The organism is Arthrobacter sp. GW822-FHT05G07 (genome assembly GCF_058799755.1).
In genome coordinates, this window is record NZ_JBXALT010000005.1 from 46073 (window position 1) to 61595 (window position 15523).

Sequence of the window (15523 nt, forward strand, 5' to 3'; positions counted from 1 at the left end):
AAGAACCACTGAAACCCCAGGAGTAAAGAACATGAACTACAACTTCGGATGGTCTGCCGGTAATCTCCCGTCCAGCCGTTACGTCCTGCCCCAGTTCGAGGAGCGCACGCCCTACGGCTTCAAGCGCCAGGACCCGTACACCAAGCTGTTCGAGGACCGCATCATCTTCCTTGGCGTCCAGGTTGACGACGCGTCCGCCGACGACATCATGGCCCAGCTGCTGGTCTTGGAATCGACTGACCCGGACCGGGACATCACCCTGTACATCAACTCTCCGGGTGGCTCGTTCACTGCAATGACGGCCATCTACGACACCATGCAGTACATCCGTCCGGAGATCCAGACGGTGTGCCTGGGGCAGGCGGCCAGCGCGGCTGCCGTGCTGCTCGCCGCTGGTACGCCCGGCAAGCGTCTGGCCCTGCCGAACGCCCGCGTGCTGATCCACCAGCCGGCTCTCTCGGGTGGCCAGGGCGGCCAGGCTTCGGACCTCGAGATCCAGGCCGCGGAAGTCATGCGCATGCGCACCTGGCTTGAGGACACGTTGGCGCACCACTCGGGCCGTACGTCCGAGCAGGTCAACAACGACATCGAGCGAGACAAGATCCTGACCGCTGCGGACGCCCTGAGCTACGGTCTTATCGACCAGGTTCTGGACTCCCGTAAGATCAAGCCCCAGGCAATCGCCCGGTAGCGCACGGATTACGACGCCGGTGCGGTTCACGAAATATGGACCGCACCGGCGTTCTGTTTCCACCCAAGCAGCCCATTGTGACCTAGAGTGGATGTTGTCACGGTGGTGCCAACCGCGGCGTGGCCGCACACTTGAGTACGGCGCGGAGCCGCATTACCCGCATGCAACGAAGGGATTCCCACATGGCTCGGATTGGCGAGAGCACGGATCTGCTGAAGTGTTCTTTCTGCGGAAAGAGCCAGAAGCAGGTACGCAAGCTGATTGCCGGGCCCGGTGTCTACATCTGCGATGAGTGCATCGAGCTTTGCAACGAGATCATCGAAGAGGAACTTGCTGAAGTTTCCGATCTCGGTAGCTTCGAACTGCCCAAGCCGCGTGAGATCTTCGACTTCCTGCAGGAATACGTCATCGGCCAGGAGCCCGCCAAACGCTCGCTGGCAGTAGCGGTCTATAACCACTACAAGCGCATTCAGGCCGGCCATGCCCCAAAGGCCGGAAGCCTCGGCGAAGGCTCCCACCACGAGGACGTGGAGATCGCTAAATCAAACATCCTCCTGATCGGCCCAACAGGCTGCGGTAAGACCTACCTGGCCCAGACACTGGCCCGTCGCCTCAACGTGCCGTTCGCCGTTGCTGATGCCACTGCGTTGACGGAAGCCGGCTACGTTGGCGAGGACGTAGAGAACATCCTGCTCAAGCTCATCCAGGCTGCTGACTACGACGTCAAGAAGGCCGAGCAAGGCATCATCTACATCGACGAAATCGACAAGATCTCCCGGAAGAGCGAGAACCCGTCGATCACCCGAGACGTATCCGGCGAAGGTGTACAGCAGGCTCTCCTGAAGATTCTTGAGGGCACTGTGGCTTCCGTTCCCCCTCAGGGCGGCAGGAAGCATCCGCATCAGGAGTTCATCCAGATCGACACCACCAACGTCCTCTTCATTGTGGCCGGTGCCTTTGCCGGGCTGGAAGACATCATTGGTTCGCGATCCGGGCGCAAGGGCATCGGATTCGGTGCACCGCTCAACGAGGCCCGGGACAACGTGGATACCTATGGCGAAGTTATGCCGGAAGATCTGCTCAAGTTCGGCCTCATTCCGGAATTCATTGGGCGTCTGCCTGTAATCACCACCGTGTCCAGCCTGGACCGGCCGGCACTGATCCAAATTCTCTCCACGCCAAAGAACGCCCTGGTGAAGCAATACCAGAAGATGTTCCAGTTGGACGGCGTGGAGCTGCAATTCGATGACGACGCCTTGGATGCCATAGCGGACCAGGCGCTTGAGCGTGGCACAGGTGCTCGTGGCCTCCGGGCCATCATGGAAGACGTGCTGCTGCCTGTCATGTTCGATCTTCCCAGCAGGGACGACATCGCAACCGTGGTGATCACGGCAGACGTGGTCGCCAAGAAGGCCCAGCCCACCATGATCGCCCACGACGTCGTCGCGAAGCGCCGGAATAAGTCGGCTTAACCTCCTGTTGGCCTAAACGAGACGTGGTTCCCAGGATGTAGTTCTCAAGGGGCCGACGTCGTGCCATTACACACCCCTCAGAGGAGTTCCCTGTGCCCGAACAGACTGCGCCAGAACAGCTTGCGTCCGAAGAGAACGTCAACAAGGCTGACTTCTGGTTCGACCCCGTATGCCCCTTCGCGTGGATCACGTCCCGCTGGATCGGTGAGGTGGAGCAGGTGCGCGGCATCGAGACCGAATGGCACGTCATGAGCCTTTCAGTACTCAATGAGGGCCGCGACCTCCCCGAAAATTACCGGGCCATGATGGACGACAGCTGGGGTCCCGTTCGGGTCATCATTGCCGCCCAGGAGCTCCACGGCAGCAGCTACGTCAAGCCCTTGTATGACGCCATGGGGGAGCAGATCCACCACGAGGGTAACAAGGACCGCGCTTCGGTGATCCAGAAGGCCCTCGCCGAGACCGGGCTGCCCGCTGACCTGGCACGCTTTGCAGGCTCAGATGAATACGATGCCCAGCTGCGCGCCAGCCACGACGCCGGTATTTCACTGGTGGGCCAGGATGTTGGAACTCCCGTGGTAGCCGTTAACGGCACGGCGTTCTTCGGTCCTGTCCTTACCCGGATTCCCCGGGGTGAAGAAGCAGGAAAGCTCTGGGACGCCACGGTGACTTTGGCTGCTTACCCCCACTTCTTCGAGCTTAAGCGCAGCCGAACTGAAAGCCCTGAATTCAACTAGCGGTTAGCTTCTACTTCAGGAACCTTGAGGTTCTTCGGTCGGCGAGGATCTTCCCGTTGGTCTGGCATGTAGGGCAATACTGAAGTGAGGTGTCCGCAAAGGACACCTCACGGACGGTATCTCCACACACCGGACAAGGCTGGCCGGTCCTGGCATGCACCCGGAAATTGCTGCGCTTGGTGTCCTTAAGCTCGCTGGACGGCTTGCCGGCTGCCGCGTTGACGGCACCCACCAGAACCTCCTGCATGGCCGCATATAGCCTGGCCACCGTCGCCTGGTCCAAAGACTTGGCGGTGGCAAAGGGGGAAATCCTGGCGGCGTGGAGAATCTCGTCGCTGTAAGCGTTGCCGATGCCAGCGATCACGCTCTGGCTGCGCAGCAGGCCCTTGATCTGCTGTGAGCTCGATCCGAGGATTCCTGCCAGCGCGTCCAGGTCAAAATCGGGGCTGAGGGGCTCCGGTCCCAGCGTGGCTATTCCCGGAACGTCCTGAGGATCCTTCACTACGTAGATGGCGAGGCTTTTCTTGGTTCCCGCTTCCGTCAGATCCACGCCGATATGGGCGTCGTCGGCAGGCCGGTGGAGCAGGAGCCGTGCTGAGATGTTGCTCTTGCCCATGCGCAAACCGGCTGAGGACGGGTGTTCGGTATACCTGACCCACCCGGCCTTGGCCAGATGGAACACGAAGAACAGGCCGTCAGCGTCGATGCACACGAATTTTCCGATGCGCTTGGCACCAAGAATGGTCCGGCCTTCAAGGGCTGTGTAGGGGGGATCCGCCGTCTTGAGTGCAGAGAAGGAGTTGATTCGGACCTCGGTCAGCACAGCTCCGTGGAGTTGGGTGTCCAAGTACATGCACAGGCCGTGCACTTCGGGGAGTTCCGGCATGGTCAATACTCTGCCACAGGATGCTCTTCCACCGCAGGAGAACTACAGGTTTGTAGTTCTTTCAAAGCCCTTGTGCATCGTCCTCGGCGGGACAACAATAGTTCTTACCCACTTCGAAAGAAGAGGGACACGGAAACCAAAGATTCAGTGATTGCAACCAACGCAGCCTTTGGCAAAGTTGGAAGCAACTTACCAGTGATGAGGTAGGAAGACCTGAAATTCCAAGGATTCCGCCAGACTGTCAAGACATCACCAGACAGCCGAAAAGTCGAAGCCCCACCAACGGCAAAACGCTGATGGGGCTTCCCCTTTGCCCAAAATCCCTGACTGGGAGGACTCTGGCTACGACGCGGGCTGCTCCTCGGCAGGTGCCAGGACAACATCGCTGACCGTCAGTTCGCCTTCGCCGGACTGAAGAGTGATCTCCTGCGCGTTCGCGGCTGCCTTCAAGTCACCCAGACCGGCCTTCAACTGGGCTACCAGCACTTCCGAAGCAGTAATGGATGCCGAGAGCACCTCGGTACGCTGCTTCACCTTGGCCTCGGACTTTGCCTTGCGGATGCCGCTGAGTGCTACGCCCACGGTGCCGAGCATGGTGGTGTCACCATCGGTGATCTCCAAGGCTGCCGGCCACTCAGCACGGTGAACTGATCCGGTGCGCCACCAGCCCCAGACCTCTTCGGTGGCGAAGGGCAGGAACGGTGCGAACAGGCGCAGGAGGGAGTCCAGCGTTGTCGCCAGCGCGGCAAGTACGGATGCCTGCTCGGCTTCGCCGGCGGCACCGTAGGCACGGTCCTTGATGAGCTCCACGTAGTCGTCCGTGAACTGCCAGAAGAACGACTCAGTGATCTGGAGTGCGCGGGCGTAGTCGTAGTTCTCGAAGGCCTTGGTGGATTGGGCCACGACGTCGGAAAGCTGCGCCAACAGTGCACGGTCCAAAGGATTGGTGAGCACCGAAAGGTCGGAGGTCACCACTGAGTTCTCGGTGGCGCCGAGGTTCAGCACGAACTTCGAAGCGTTCAGCAATTTAATGGCGAGGCGGCGGCCGATCTTCATCTGGGCGATCTCGTAGGCCGTGTCTGCACCGAGCTTTGCTGACGCTGCCCAGTAGCGCACGGCGTCCGAACCGTACTCGTTCAAAACATCCGTGGGCACAACAACGTTGCCCTTGGATTTGGACATTTTCTTCCGGTCCGGGTCAAGGATCCAGCCGGAGATGGCCGCGTGCTTCCACGGAGCGTTCTTCTGCAGGGCATCCGCGCGGACGGCGGAGGAGAAGAGCCAGGTGCGGATGATGTCGTGTCCCTGCGGACGGAGGTCGAAGGGGTAGACCTTGGAGAACAGGTCCTCGTCACGGCTCCAGCCGCCCACAATCTGCGGGGTCAGGGAGGACGTAGCCCAGGTGTCAAGTACATCGGCGTCACCTGTGAAGCCATTGGCCTGGTCACGCTGGGATTCCTCGAAACCGGGCGCAGCGTCCGCGGCAGGATCCACGGGAAGCATCTCGTCCGAAGGCAGGATGGGGTTGTCGTAGTCCGGGTTGCCCTGGGCGTCCAGCGGGTACCAGACGGGGATGGGCACGCCGAAGAAGCGCTGGCGGGATACGAGCCAGTCACCGTTCAGGCCGGCGATCCAGTTCTCGTAACGTGAACGCATGAAGGCCGGGTGGAAGGTAATTTCCTGCCCACGGCCGATCAGGCGTTCGCGGCGTTCCTCATCGCGGCCACCATTACGGATGTACCACTGACGGGAGGTAACAACCTCAAGGGGCTTGTCACCCTTCTCGAAGAAGTTCACCGGGTGGGTGATCTTCTTGGGTTCGCCGTCCAGCAGGTCCGCTGCTTTGAGCAGTTCAACCACTGCTTCCTTGGCGGAGAAAGCGGTCTTGCCGGCGATCGCAGCGTAGGCTTCCTTGCCGGCGTCGGTGGTGATCCATTCAGGGGTGTCTGCAATGATGCGGCCATCGCGGCCCATGATGGCGCGCGTGGGCAGCTGCAGCTCGCGCCACCAGGTGACGTCGGTCAGGTCACCGAAGGTACAGACCATGGCGATGCCGGAGCCCTTGTCCGCTTTGGCGAGGGGGTGCGCTTTGACCTCGAGCTCGACGTCGAACAGGGGCGACTTCACGGTTTTGCCGAAGAGCGGCTGGTACCGCTCGTCGTCGGGGTTTGCCACCAGGGCCGCGCAGGCAGCCAGAAGTTCGGGGCGGGTGGTCTCGATGAAGATCTTGTCGCCGTCTTCGGTGAAGAAGGGGTAGCGGTAGTAGGCGCCGGCAACTTCCCGGTCCTCTAGCTCGGCCTGGGCAACGGCGGTGCGGAACGTTACATCCCAGAGTGTGGGTGCTTCGGCCATGTAGGCGTCACCGGCCGAGAGGTTCGCGAGGAAGGCGCGCTGGGACACCGCACGCGAAGTGTCGTCAATGGTGCGGTAAGTGAGGTCCCAGTCCACCGACAGACCAAGGGTCTGGAACAGGTTCTCGAAGACCTTTTCGTCCTCAACGGCGAGTTCTTCACACAGTTCGATGAAGTTCTGGCGCGAAACGACGTCGAAATCGCGCTGGTTCTTGGCCGGTTGTGCCGGTGGCGTGTAGTCGGCCTTGTAGGGGATGGCGGGATCGCAACGCACACCGTAGTAGTTCTGGACGCGGCGCTCGGTGGGCAGTCCATTGTCGTCCCAGCCCATGGGGTAGAAGACGTTCTTGCCGGTCATGCGCATGTAGCGGGCCTGGACGTCAGTCTGGGTGAAGGAGAACATGTGGCCCACGTGGAGCGAGCCGGATGCCGTGGGCGGGGGAGTGTCGATCGAGTAGACCTGCTCCCGGGTGGTGTCCGGGTTGAACTTGTAGGTTCCTTCACTCAGCCAGCGCTGCGTCAGGGCAGCCTCAAGGCCCTCCAGGGCCGGCTTGTCGGGAACGTTGATGGGGGCGGTGGCGGGCGTGTCTGTACCCTGCGTTGATTCAGCCATGGATCAATTGTTTCATGGCCTGGCGTTACAGCCCGCCCGTTGGAGGAGCTGCGCCCCGGATAAGGTAGTGCCATGACTTTGGCAGCGCACAACACGCCTTCCGGACAGAATGCAGGAAACAACAAGACGGCAGTCGTCACCGGTGCAAGCACTGGGATCGGCGAGGCCACAGTGAAGGCGCTGGTTTCCGCCGGATGGAAGGTCTTCGCCGTTGCTCGCCGGGCGGACAGGCTCGGCGCCTTGGGCGCCGAAACCGGTGCGGTGCCGTTCCCGGCTGACATCACGCTCGACGACGACGTCTCGGCCTTGCTCGCGGCCGTCACCAAGGCCGGAGGTGCTGACACCCTCATCAACATCGCCGGCGGTGCACGGGGTGCGGACACCATCGCCAACGCTGACACGGAAGATTGGGATTGGATGTACCAGGTCAACGTCCTGGGCACCATGAAGATCACCCGGGCCTTCCTGCCGATGCTGCGGGAAAACGGCGAAGGAACTGTTCTTAATCTCACCTCTACAGCCGGACTGTCCGCCTACGAGGGCGGCGCAGGCTACAACGCTGCCAAGTTCGCCCAGCACGCCATGACCAACGCGCTTCGCCTCGAAGAGGTGGGCAACAATGTCCGGGTCATTGAGGTTGCCCCTGGGCTGGTGCAGACAGAGGAGTTCGCGCTCAACCGGCTCGGCGACAAAGACGCCGCGGCCAAGGTCTACGCCGGGGTGGAGAAGCCGCTGACCGCAGAGGACGTGGCCGGCGTGGTGGCGTACTCCGTTTCGCTGCCTCATCACATCAACCTTGACCAGATTGTTGTCCGCCCTGTGGCCCAGGCAGCCAACCACAAGCTGATTCGCAAAGAGGGCTAAGGCCCGTCAGCCGGCCGGGACTGCGAGCGTGGCCATGATCGCCGCATGGTCCGAACCGGGTACCCGGTGGACGGCATAGCCGCTGCTGCTGATGCGGGGTGAGGTGACCATATGGTCGATCACGATGCCCGGAAGCGGGGGTCCCTCCATGGGCCACGTGGGAGAGAACCGTGCACCGGAGGCCGTCCCGACGTCCACGAGCTTGGTGCCTTGCGGGCCATCAGCGAGCAACGCCCGTAACTCGGAGTGATCATAGGTGGAGTTGTAGTCACCCATCAGCAGGTGATTCCCCGGGCTTGACGCCTGGCGGGCGATCTTGACGAGGTCGCTCCGCCACTGGTCAATCCGCTCATCCACCGGCGGGAGGGCGTGAACGTTGGTGAGGTTCAGCGTGGCCTTGGACCCGGAACCCGGGTTCGAGACGAGTACGCGGGTGACATCATTCCGGAAGGGCGTATCAGGCAGGAGCCCGTTGGGCTCGAGCGGGAACACCGAATATACGGCGCCACCGGAGGCATCGTCATGTGGTTCGCTGACCCGGTTCGGCAGCATCCGATCCAAGCCCTCGTATTCCAGGCAATCCTCCAGTCCCTGCGTATGTTCCTGAATGGCCAGGAGCTGGACGCCGTTGTCCCGGACCAACTTCACGATTGCCGCGGCGTCGGCCTCCCCGTACTCAGAGTTGAGGCTCATCACCTTCAGCGCCACGGTTGGTGTACCGGCAGGCAGTGCCTCCGGCTTTCCGGCGTCAATCGGAAACAGCCAGAACAACTGGACAGCCAACAGGGCCGACGTCGCGATGATGACCCAACGCCGCCGCCCCACCACAGCCAGCATCAAGGCAAACGCAGCAGGAAGCACCATCCACGGGGTGAAGGACAACAACTGCACCACCACCAAGGGCCATTCCGCAGGGATCGCCCGGAACATGGACACCCCGGCCACGGGCAGCACCGCAAGCAACGCCAATACCGAACACACAACTGAAGCACTGCGCGGCGCACGGCGGGTTTCCATCATGGAAGGTGCGGGGTGTGTCATGGGCTCGAGTCTATGCACCGCCACGTGCGACGGACTCCACCCAAAGGATGAACCGCAAGTAGAGCCGGGCCCTCAGCTGCCGCTAGACTTGGAGGACCAGCTTTGACCCGGCCATCACCGGTGAGCTTCCGGAAGAACGGCACTGACCACCTGCAAAGTGGCAAGCGCCCAGTAGAACCGGACGGGTAAGCCCGTCACAGCAGTAATGAGAGGCCGGCACCGGCAGTCCTTCCTTACCCGGGGAGGCCAAGGTTCCGGTAAGTGAGGTGGTACCGCGGTACCGGTGGTGATGCAGATCACCGCCGAAGCCGTCCTCGCATCCTGACAGTCAACCAGCTATCACAGGATATGAGATGACCCACTACCCCAAGGCCTCAGCGTCTTCGTCCGGCACACCTGGCGTGTCCGCTTCCGTGAAGTTCCCGGAAATCGAAGAGCGCATCCTCAAATACTGGGATGAAGACGGCACCTTCCAAGCCAGCATCGACCAGCGCGACAGCGACCTTCCCGGCGGGGCAGCCGGCAGCAACGAGTTCGTCTTCTATGACGGCCCTCCCTTCGCCAACGGCCTCCCTCACTACGGCCACCTGCTCACTGGCTACGCCAAGGACCTCGTGGGCCGCTACCAAACCCAGCGCGGCAAGCGTGTAGAGCGCCGCTTCGGCTGGGACACGCACGGCCTTCCTGCTGAGCTCGAAGCCATGAAGCAGCTGGGCATGACGGACAAGACCCAGATCGAAGCCATGGGCATCGACAAATTCAACGACGCCTGCCGCGCCTCCGTGATGAAGTACGCCAACGAGTGGAAGGCCTACGTCACGCGCCAGGCCCGCTGGGTGGACTTCGAGAACGACTACAAGACCCTCAACGTCGAATACATGGAATCGGTCCTCTGGGCCTTCAAGCAACTGCATGAGAAGGGCCTGACCTACAACGGTTACCGCGTCCTTCCGTACTGCTGGAAGGACGAGACACCCCTGTCCAACCACGAACTTCGCATGGACGATGACGTCTACAAGAACCGCCAGGACCAGACGGTCACGGTAACGTTCCCCGTCAAGGCAGGGGAGTCCGAACTCTCCAAGGCTTTGGAAGGTGTGCAGGCGCTCGCCTGGACCACCACGCCCTGGACGTTGCCCACCAACCTGGCGCTCGCCGTCGGGCCTGACATCTCCTATGCCGTCCTGCCCGAAGGACCCAACGGCGTCAAGGCTGCGTCCGCTGAAGCGCCCGTCACCGGCAGCTTCCTGCTGGCCACTGACCTTGTGGGGTCATACGCCAAGGATCTGGGGTACGACGACGCCGCTGCCGCAACGGCCGCTGTTGTGTCCACGCACACAGGCGCCGACTTGGCAGGCCTTGAATACGAACCGCTGTGGAACGACTTTGGCGACACTGAGAAGTACGGCACGCAGAATGCCTGGCGCTTCCTGGTAGCCGACTACGTCACCACCACTGACGGTACGGGCATCGTCCACCAGGCTCCAGCCTATGGCGAGGATGACCAGAAGGTCTGTGAAGACGCCGGCATCCCCGTGGTCCTGTCCGTCGATGAAGGCGCCAAGTTCCTGCCGCTGTTCGCACACGGTGAGCTCGCCTCGATCGTCGGCTTGCAGGTCTTCGAAGCGAACAAGCCCATCACCCAGGTGCTGCGCGCCGATGGCCGCCTTGTCCGCCAGGCCAGCTACGAGCACAGCTACCCGCACTGCTGGCGTTGCCGGAACCCGCTGATCTACCGTGCCGTGTCCTCCTGGTACGTGGAGGTCACCAAGTTCAAGGACCGTATGTCCGAGCTGAACCAGGAGATCAACTGGATCCCGGGCAACGTCAAGGACGGCCAGTTCGGCAAGTGGCTGGACAACGCCCGCGACTGGTCCATCAGCCGTAACCGCTACTGGGGTTCGCCGATCCCGGTGTGGCAGTCCGACGACCCCGAGTACCCGCGCACTGACGTGTACGGATCGCTCGCCGAGATGGAAGCCGACTTCGGTCGCCTGCCGGTCAACAACGAAGGCCAGGTGGACCTGCACCGCCCGTTCATCGACGAACTGACCCGTCCCAACCCGGACGACCCCACAGGTAAGTCCACCATGCGCCGAGTCGAGGACGTCCTGGACGTCTGGTTCGACTCCGGATCGATGCCGTATGGACAGGTGCACTACCCGTTCCAGAACGAGGAATGGTTCGACACCCACAACCCCGCGGACTTCATCGTGGAGTACATCGGCCAGACCCGTGGATGGTTCTACATGCTCCACATCCTGTCCACGGCGCTGTTCGACCGTCCGGCGTTCCGCAACGTCATCAGCCACGGCATCGTGCTGGGCTCCGATGGGCAGAAAATGTCCAAGAGCCTGCGCAACTACCCGGATGTGTCAGAGGTCCTGGACCGCGACGGTTCCGACGCCATGCGCTGGTTCCTCATGTCCAGCCCCATCCTGCGCGGCGGCAACCTTGTGGTTACCGAACAGGGCATCCGCGACGGCGTGCGCCAGGTCATCCTGCCGTTGTGGAACGTGTACAGCTTCTTCACGCTGTACACCAACGCCGCTAACGCAGTGGACGGGACAGCTTCCGGCTACGAGGCGAAGCTGCGCTACGACGGTTACGCCGACACCTTGGACCAGTACCTTCTGGCGAACACGGGGGACCTGGTCCGAAACGTGACCACCAGCCTGGACAGCTACGACATCTCCGGTGCCTGCGATGAACTGCGCAGCTACCTGGATATGCTCACCAACTGGTACGTCCGCCGCAGCCGCCAGCGTTTCTTCGACGAGAATGTGGACGCTTTTGACGCGCTCTACACAGCCCTCGAAGCGGTGTGCCGTGTATCAGCTTCGTTGCTGCCACTGGTGACGGAAGAGATCTGGCGCGGACTGACGGGTGGCCGTTCCGTTCACCTGGCTGACTGGCCTGACGCTTCGCTGTTCCCGTCCAACCCCGGACTGGTCGAAGCCATGGACCGCGTCCAGCAGATCTGCTCCACCGGCTCCAGCTTGCGCAAGGCCGCGAACCTGCGGGTCCGCCTGCCGTTGCAGGAACTGACGGTGGTGGCACCGGGTGCAGACGCGCTGGAAGGCTTTGCCGCCGTCGTCGCTGATGAACTGAACCTGCGTTCGGTCCGCTTGCTGGACGCCGCCACGGCTTCGCCAGAGGAGTTCGGCATCGAGCAGAAGCTTGTGGTGAACGCCCGTGCCGCTGGCCCGCGCCTCGGCAAAAACGTGCAGCAAGCAATCAAGGGATCCAAGTCCGGCGACTGGTCAGTCAACGACGCCGGAGTTGTGGTGACAGGCGGCTTGGAGCTCGAGCCCCAGGAATACACGCTCGAGACTGTCGTGGCAGAAACGGCCGACGGCGGCAGTTCCGCAGTCGCTGTTCTCCCAGGTGGCGGTTTCGTCGTCCTGAATACCGAGGTTACTGCCGAACTTGCGGCCGAGGGGCTGGCCCGTGACATGGTCCGCGCCATCCAGCAAGCCCGCAAGGACGCCGGACTCAACGTGAGCGACCGTATCCGGACCTCCGTGGAAGCCGCACAGGATGTGGTGGATGCCTTGGAAGCCAACTCGGAGCTCGTCAAGACCGAAACGTTGACGCTGGAACTGGAGGTCCTGTTGGCCAGTGTCGTCGAACCGCAGGTCACGGTCGCAAAGGCAGGTGCATGATCATGACTGACGAATTCTCAGTTGAAAGCGTCTACGCCGAACTTTTGGGCCGCGCTCCGGAGAACAAGATGGAACCGCGTCTTGCTCCGTTGTTCCGCGCCATGGACGTGCTGGGGGAGCCGAACAAGGCTTATCCGATCATCCACATCACCGGCACCAACGGCAAAACGTCCACGGCCCGCATGATCGAAGCCGGACTTCGTGCCCACGGGCTGAGTACAGGCCGCTACACCAGCCCGCACCTGTCCAAGGTAACTGAGCGCATCAGCATTGACGGCGAGCCGGTGCCGGACGCTACGTTCGTGCGCATCTGGGACGAGATCCGCCCTTACCTGGAAATCGTGGACAGTGAGCTTGTTGCCGATAACCAGCCGCGGCTGACCTACTTCGAATGCCTGACCATCCTGGGCTTCGCGGTGTTCGCCGATCAGCCTGTTGATGTCGCCGTCATGGAAGTTGGCCTTGGGGGCATCACCGATGCCACGAACGTCGGCGACGGCCAAGTCTCAGTCATCACTCCGATTTCCTTGGATCACACGGATCTTCTGGGCGACACCACCGAGGACATCGCTTACGAGAAGTCCGGCATCATCAAGCCAGGTGGCTTCCTGGTGAGTGCCGCTCAGCCAGTGGACGCTGCGCAGGTCCTGTTGGAGAAAGCCCGCGAAGTGGACGTGCCGTTCCGCTTCGAGGGCGTTGAATTTGGTGTCGAGTCCCGCAGCGTTGCTGTGGGTGGTCAGGTCCTGACCATTCAGGGACTCGCTGGCCGCTACGAAGACCTCCTGCTGCCGCTGCATGGCGCCCATCAGGCTGAAAACGCGGCTGTAGCCGTTGCGGCCTTGGAAGCATTCTTCGGCGGAGGAGAGAAAGAACTCGACGCCGAGGTACTCAAGGAAGCCTTTGGCACCGTGACGTCACCTGGCCGACTCGAAGTTGTGCGGACTGCCCCCACCGTCGTGGTGGACGCTGCGCATAACCCCGACGGCATTCGCGTCTCGTCAGAAGCGATCCAGGAGGCCTTCAGTTTCAGCAAGCTGGTGGTTGTGGTTGGCGTTCTGCGGGAAAAGGATGCCGAGGAAATCCTGAAGACGCTCAAGGAATCTCTGGGGGGCCTCGCCGAGGAATTTTGCTTTACGCAATCCAACTCCGCCCGCGCCGTTCCTGCAGCGGAATTGGCCGAGCTCGCTGTCGACCTCGGTTTCGGCGAGGACAATGTTCACATCGCCGAGAAGCTGGACGATGCCCTGGAATGGGCTATCGAACGTGCCGAATCCAACGACGACCTCGCTGGCGGTGTCCTGGTGACGGGTTCCATCACGGTGGTGGCCGAGGCCCGGATCCTGCTCGGAAAGGCAAGTGCCTAGCATGGCGAAAATGACTAAAGCGCAGCGCGAATGGCGCCCGGGCATGCCTAAAAAGCGCCGGTCCACCAAAGTGATGTTCGCTTCCACCGTGCTCCTGCTGGAAGCGTTCGTCGCGTTTTTCGGCACGCTGGCAGTCTTCGGCCTGAGGCGCGGGGAAGTTGACCCCGGCATCATCCTGGGAGTGGGCATTGCCCTGAGCGTTGTGCTTGTTCTGGCGTGCGCCGTACTCTCCAAGCCGTGGGGCATCGCAGTTGGCTGGGGGCTGCAGCTGGTTCTGATCCTGACGGGCTTCGCCGAGCCCACCATGTTCATTGTGGGCATTCTGTTTGCCATCTGCTGGTGGTACGGGATCAGGGCAGGAATACGGATTGACCGCGAGGTAGCCCAACGCGACCGCGAGCAGGCGGAATGGAACGCGGCTCACGGGGACCAAGCCGGCCCGCAAACCCCGTAAACTGGCTGGGAAAACCACCGAACAACCGCATTGGAGCATCTGTGAGCATTGAACGGACCCTTGTCCTGGTCAAGCCCGACGGCGTAGCCCGCAACCTGGGTGGGAGCATCCTCGCCCGGATCGAAGCCAAGGGCTACACCCTGGCTGAGCTGAAGAAGGTCAACGCCACCCGCGAGCTGCTGGAGCAGCACTACGAGGAACACGTGGGCAAGCCGTTCTACGAGCCTCTGGTTGAGTTCATGCTCAGCGGGCCGGTCATTGCGGCCGTCTTCGAAGGCCACCGCGTGATCGAAGGCTTCCGCTCGCTGGCCGGAACCACGGATCCGACGACGGCGGCACCGGGCACCATCCGCGGCGACTTCGGCCGCGACTGGGGCTTGGCAGTGCAGCAGAACCTCGTGCACGGCTCGGATTCCGTCGACTCTGCCGAACGTGAAATCAAGATCTGGTTCGAGGGCTAAGCAAACCCCACCGAGATAACAGTTAAGGCCAATGTTCTTCGTGAACATTGGCCTTAACTGTTATCTCGCGAGTGGTGGTTCTACGCTGTCGACGGCACGAAGAGGTGCATGAAGGAGAAGAAGATCGTGGTGATCACGGCCACGTACAGCAGCGCCACGATGATCCAGCCCGACCCGGACAGAAGCTTGACCAGTGCGGGTGGCGATTTGATGACCCCGCTGGTGATGTTGCGGATGGTCACCCAGACAAACAACGGGATCATGGCCGCCCACACCACCATGCAGAACGGGCACAGCACGTGGATGACGTAGAGGGCCTGCGACCACAGCCATACAACGAAGGCAAAGCCGAGGGTCACACCGGTTTGGAGGCCCAGCCAGTAACCCCGTGAATACTTGGCTCCCGCGAGGATACCCATGGCTGTAGTGATGATGACCGCGAAGGCAACGATGCCGATGAACATGTTGGGGAACCCGAACACGGAACTTTGCGGTGTCTGCATCACTTCGCCGCACGAGATAAACGGATTTACATCGCACACTGTCACGTGATTGGGGTCCTTGAGCACCTCAAGTTTCTCCAGAACGAGGGCGCCGGACGCCAACCAGCCAACCACTCCAGTGATCAGCAGCAACCACGCGAAAGGCTTGTCACGCACCGTACTGGGGAGGGAGTCCGGCTGCGTGGACACGTCCTCCATAGGGTTTGCGGCTTGTTTGGCCAGGTTTTCCCTGGCGGTGCTTGGCATCGCGGATGTGGTCCTTTTCAACGATTGGCCCGGCAAGCCGGGAAGGGCTCTTGGGAGGATTGTAACTCCGAAGGCTGGGCGCCGGCCCCAGCTTGCGCGCGAGCTCCACGACACAGCGGCCTTCCCTGCGAATGTGCGGGGGTGTGAGAGAATGAACATGGCCGGAAGTCGATCC

12 protein-coding genes are annotated in these 15523 nt (G+C 61.8%); 8 read left to right on the forward strand and 4 right to left on the reverse strand.

What is annotated here, in order from left to right:
* Window positions 1-31: 31 nt before the first annotated feature.
* The 3 genes from AC1RJY_RS09480 (at window position 32) to AC1RJY_RS09490 (ending at window position 2900) form a co-directional block, all read left to right on the forward strand.
* Window positions 32-691 carry an ATP-dependent Clp protease proteolytic subunit gene (locus AC1RJY_RS09480; protein ID WP_011775058.1) on the forward strand — a complete coding sequence of 220 codons (660 nt, stop codon included), beginning with the start codon at window positions 32-34 and terminating at the stop codon, window positions 689-691.
* 182 nt (window positions 692-873) lie between these two features.
* Entirely contained in the window at window positions 874-2163 is a 1290-nt protein-coding gene (clpX, locus tag AC1RJY_RS09485) for an ATP-dependent Clp protease ATP-binding subunit ClpX (RefSeq protein ID WP_026005788.1), read from the forward strand.
* Between the two features lie 92 nt (window positions 2164-2255).
* Window positions 2256-2900 carry a mycothiol-dependent nitroreductase Rv2466c family protein gene (locus tag AC1RJY_RS09490; RefSeq protein WP_210063721.1) on the forward strand — a complete coding sequence of 215 codons (645 nt, stop codon included), beginning with the start codon at window positions 2256-2258 and terminating at the stop codon, window positions 2898-2900.
* A 10-nt stretch (window positions 2901-2910) separates the two neighbouring features.
* Here AC1RJY_RS09490 and AC1RJY_RS09495 read toward each other — a convergent pair whose 3' ends face one another.
* A complete protein-coding gene (locus AC1RJY_RS09495; protein WP_043470365.1) occupies window positions 2911-3786 on the reverse strand; it encodes an Fpg/Nei family DNA glycosylase in 876 nt (291 codons plus the stop codon).
* 342 nt (window positions 3787-4128) lie between these two features.
* Window positions 4129-6750, reverse strand: coding sequence for a valine--tRNA ligase (gene valS, locus AC1RJY_RS09500; protein WP_014922038.1), 2622 nt, complete (start codon window positions 6748-6750; stop codon window positions 4129-4131).
* Window positions 6751-6822: 72 nt separating this feature from the next.
* Here valS and AC1RJY_RS09505 point away from each other — a divergent pair, with 72 nt between their 5' ends.
* Window positions 6823-7614, forward strand: coding sequence for an SDR family oxidoreductase (locus AC1RJY_RS09505; protein ID WP_011775053.1), 792 nt, complete (start codon window positions 6823-6825; stop codon window positions 7612-7614).
* A 6-nt stretch (window positions 7615-7620) separates the two neighbouring features.
* Here the strand turns inward: AC1RJY_RS09505 and AC1RJY_RS09510 are convergent, their stop codons facing one another.
* On the reverse strand, window positions 7621-8655 hold the full coding sequence (locus AC1RJY_RS09510) for an endonuclease/exonuclease/phosphatase family protein (protein WP_498602190.1): 1035 nt from the start codon (window positions 8653-8655) through the stop codon (window positions 7621-7623).
* 353 nt (window positions 8656-9008) lie between these two features.
* Here AC1RJY_RS09510 and ileS point away from each other — a divergent pair, with 353 nt between their 5' ends.
* From ileS to ndk, 4 genes are read left to right on the forward strand one after another with little or no spacing between them, the layout of a single operon-like run.
* On the forward strand, window positions 9009-12320 hold the full coding sequence (gene ileS / locus AC1RJY_RS09515) for an isoleucine--tRNA ligase (protein WP_498602191.1): 3312 nt from the start codon (window positions 9009-9011) through the stop codon (window positions 12318-12320).
* Window positions 12321-12322: 2 nt separating this feature from the next.
* Window positions 12323-13684, forward strand: coding sequence for a bifunctional folylpolyglutamate synthase/dihydrofolate synthase (locus AC1RJY_RS09520; protein WP_043471329.1), 1362 nt, complete (start codon window positions 12323-12325; stop codon window positions 13682-13684).
* 1 nt (window position 13685) lies between these two features.
* Window positions 13686-14138: a DUF4233 domain-containing protein gene (locus tag AC1RJY_RS09525; protein ID WP_014922035.1), complete on the forward strand. Its 453-nt coding sequence runs from the start codon at window positions 13686-13688 to the stop codon at window positions 14136-14138.
* A gap of 41 nt (window positions 14139-14179) precedes the next feature.
* Window positions 14180-14599, forward strand: a complete 420-nt coding sequence (gene ndk, locus AC1RJY_RS09530; RefSeq protein WP_014922034.1) for a nucleoside-diphosphate kinase — start codon at window positions 14180-14182, stop codon at window positions 14597-14599.
* 80 nt (window positions 14600-14679) lie between these two features.
* Here ndk and AC1RJY_RS09535 read toward each other — a convergent pair whose 3' ends face one another.
* A complete protein-coding gene (locus AC1RJY_RS09535; protein ID WP_043806142.1) occupies window positions 14680-15348 on the reverse strand; it encodes a vitamin K epoxide reductase family protein in 669 nt (222 codons plus the stop codon).
* Between the last annotated feature and the right edge of the window lie 175 nt (window positions 15349-15523).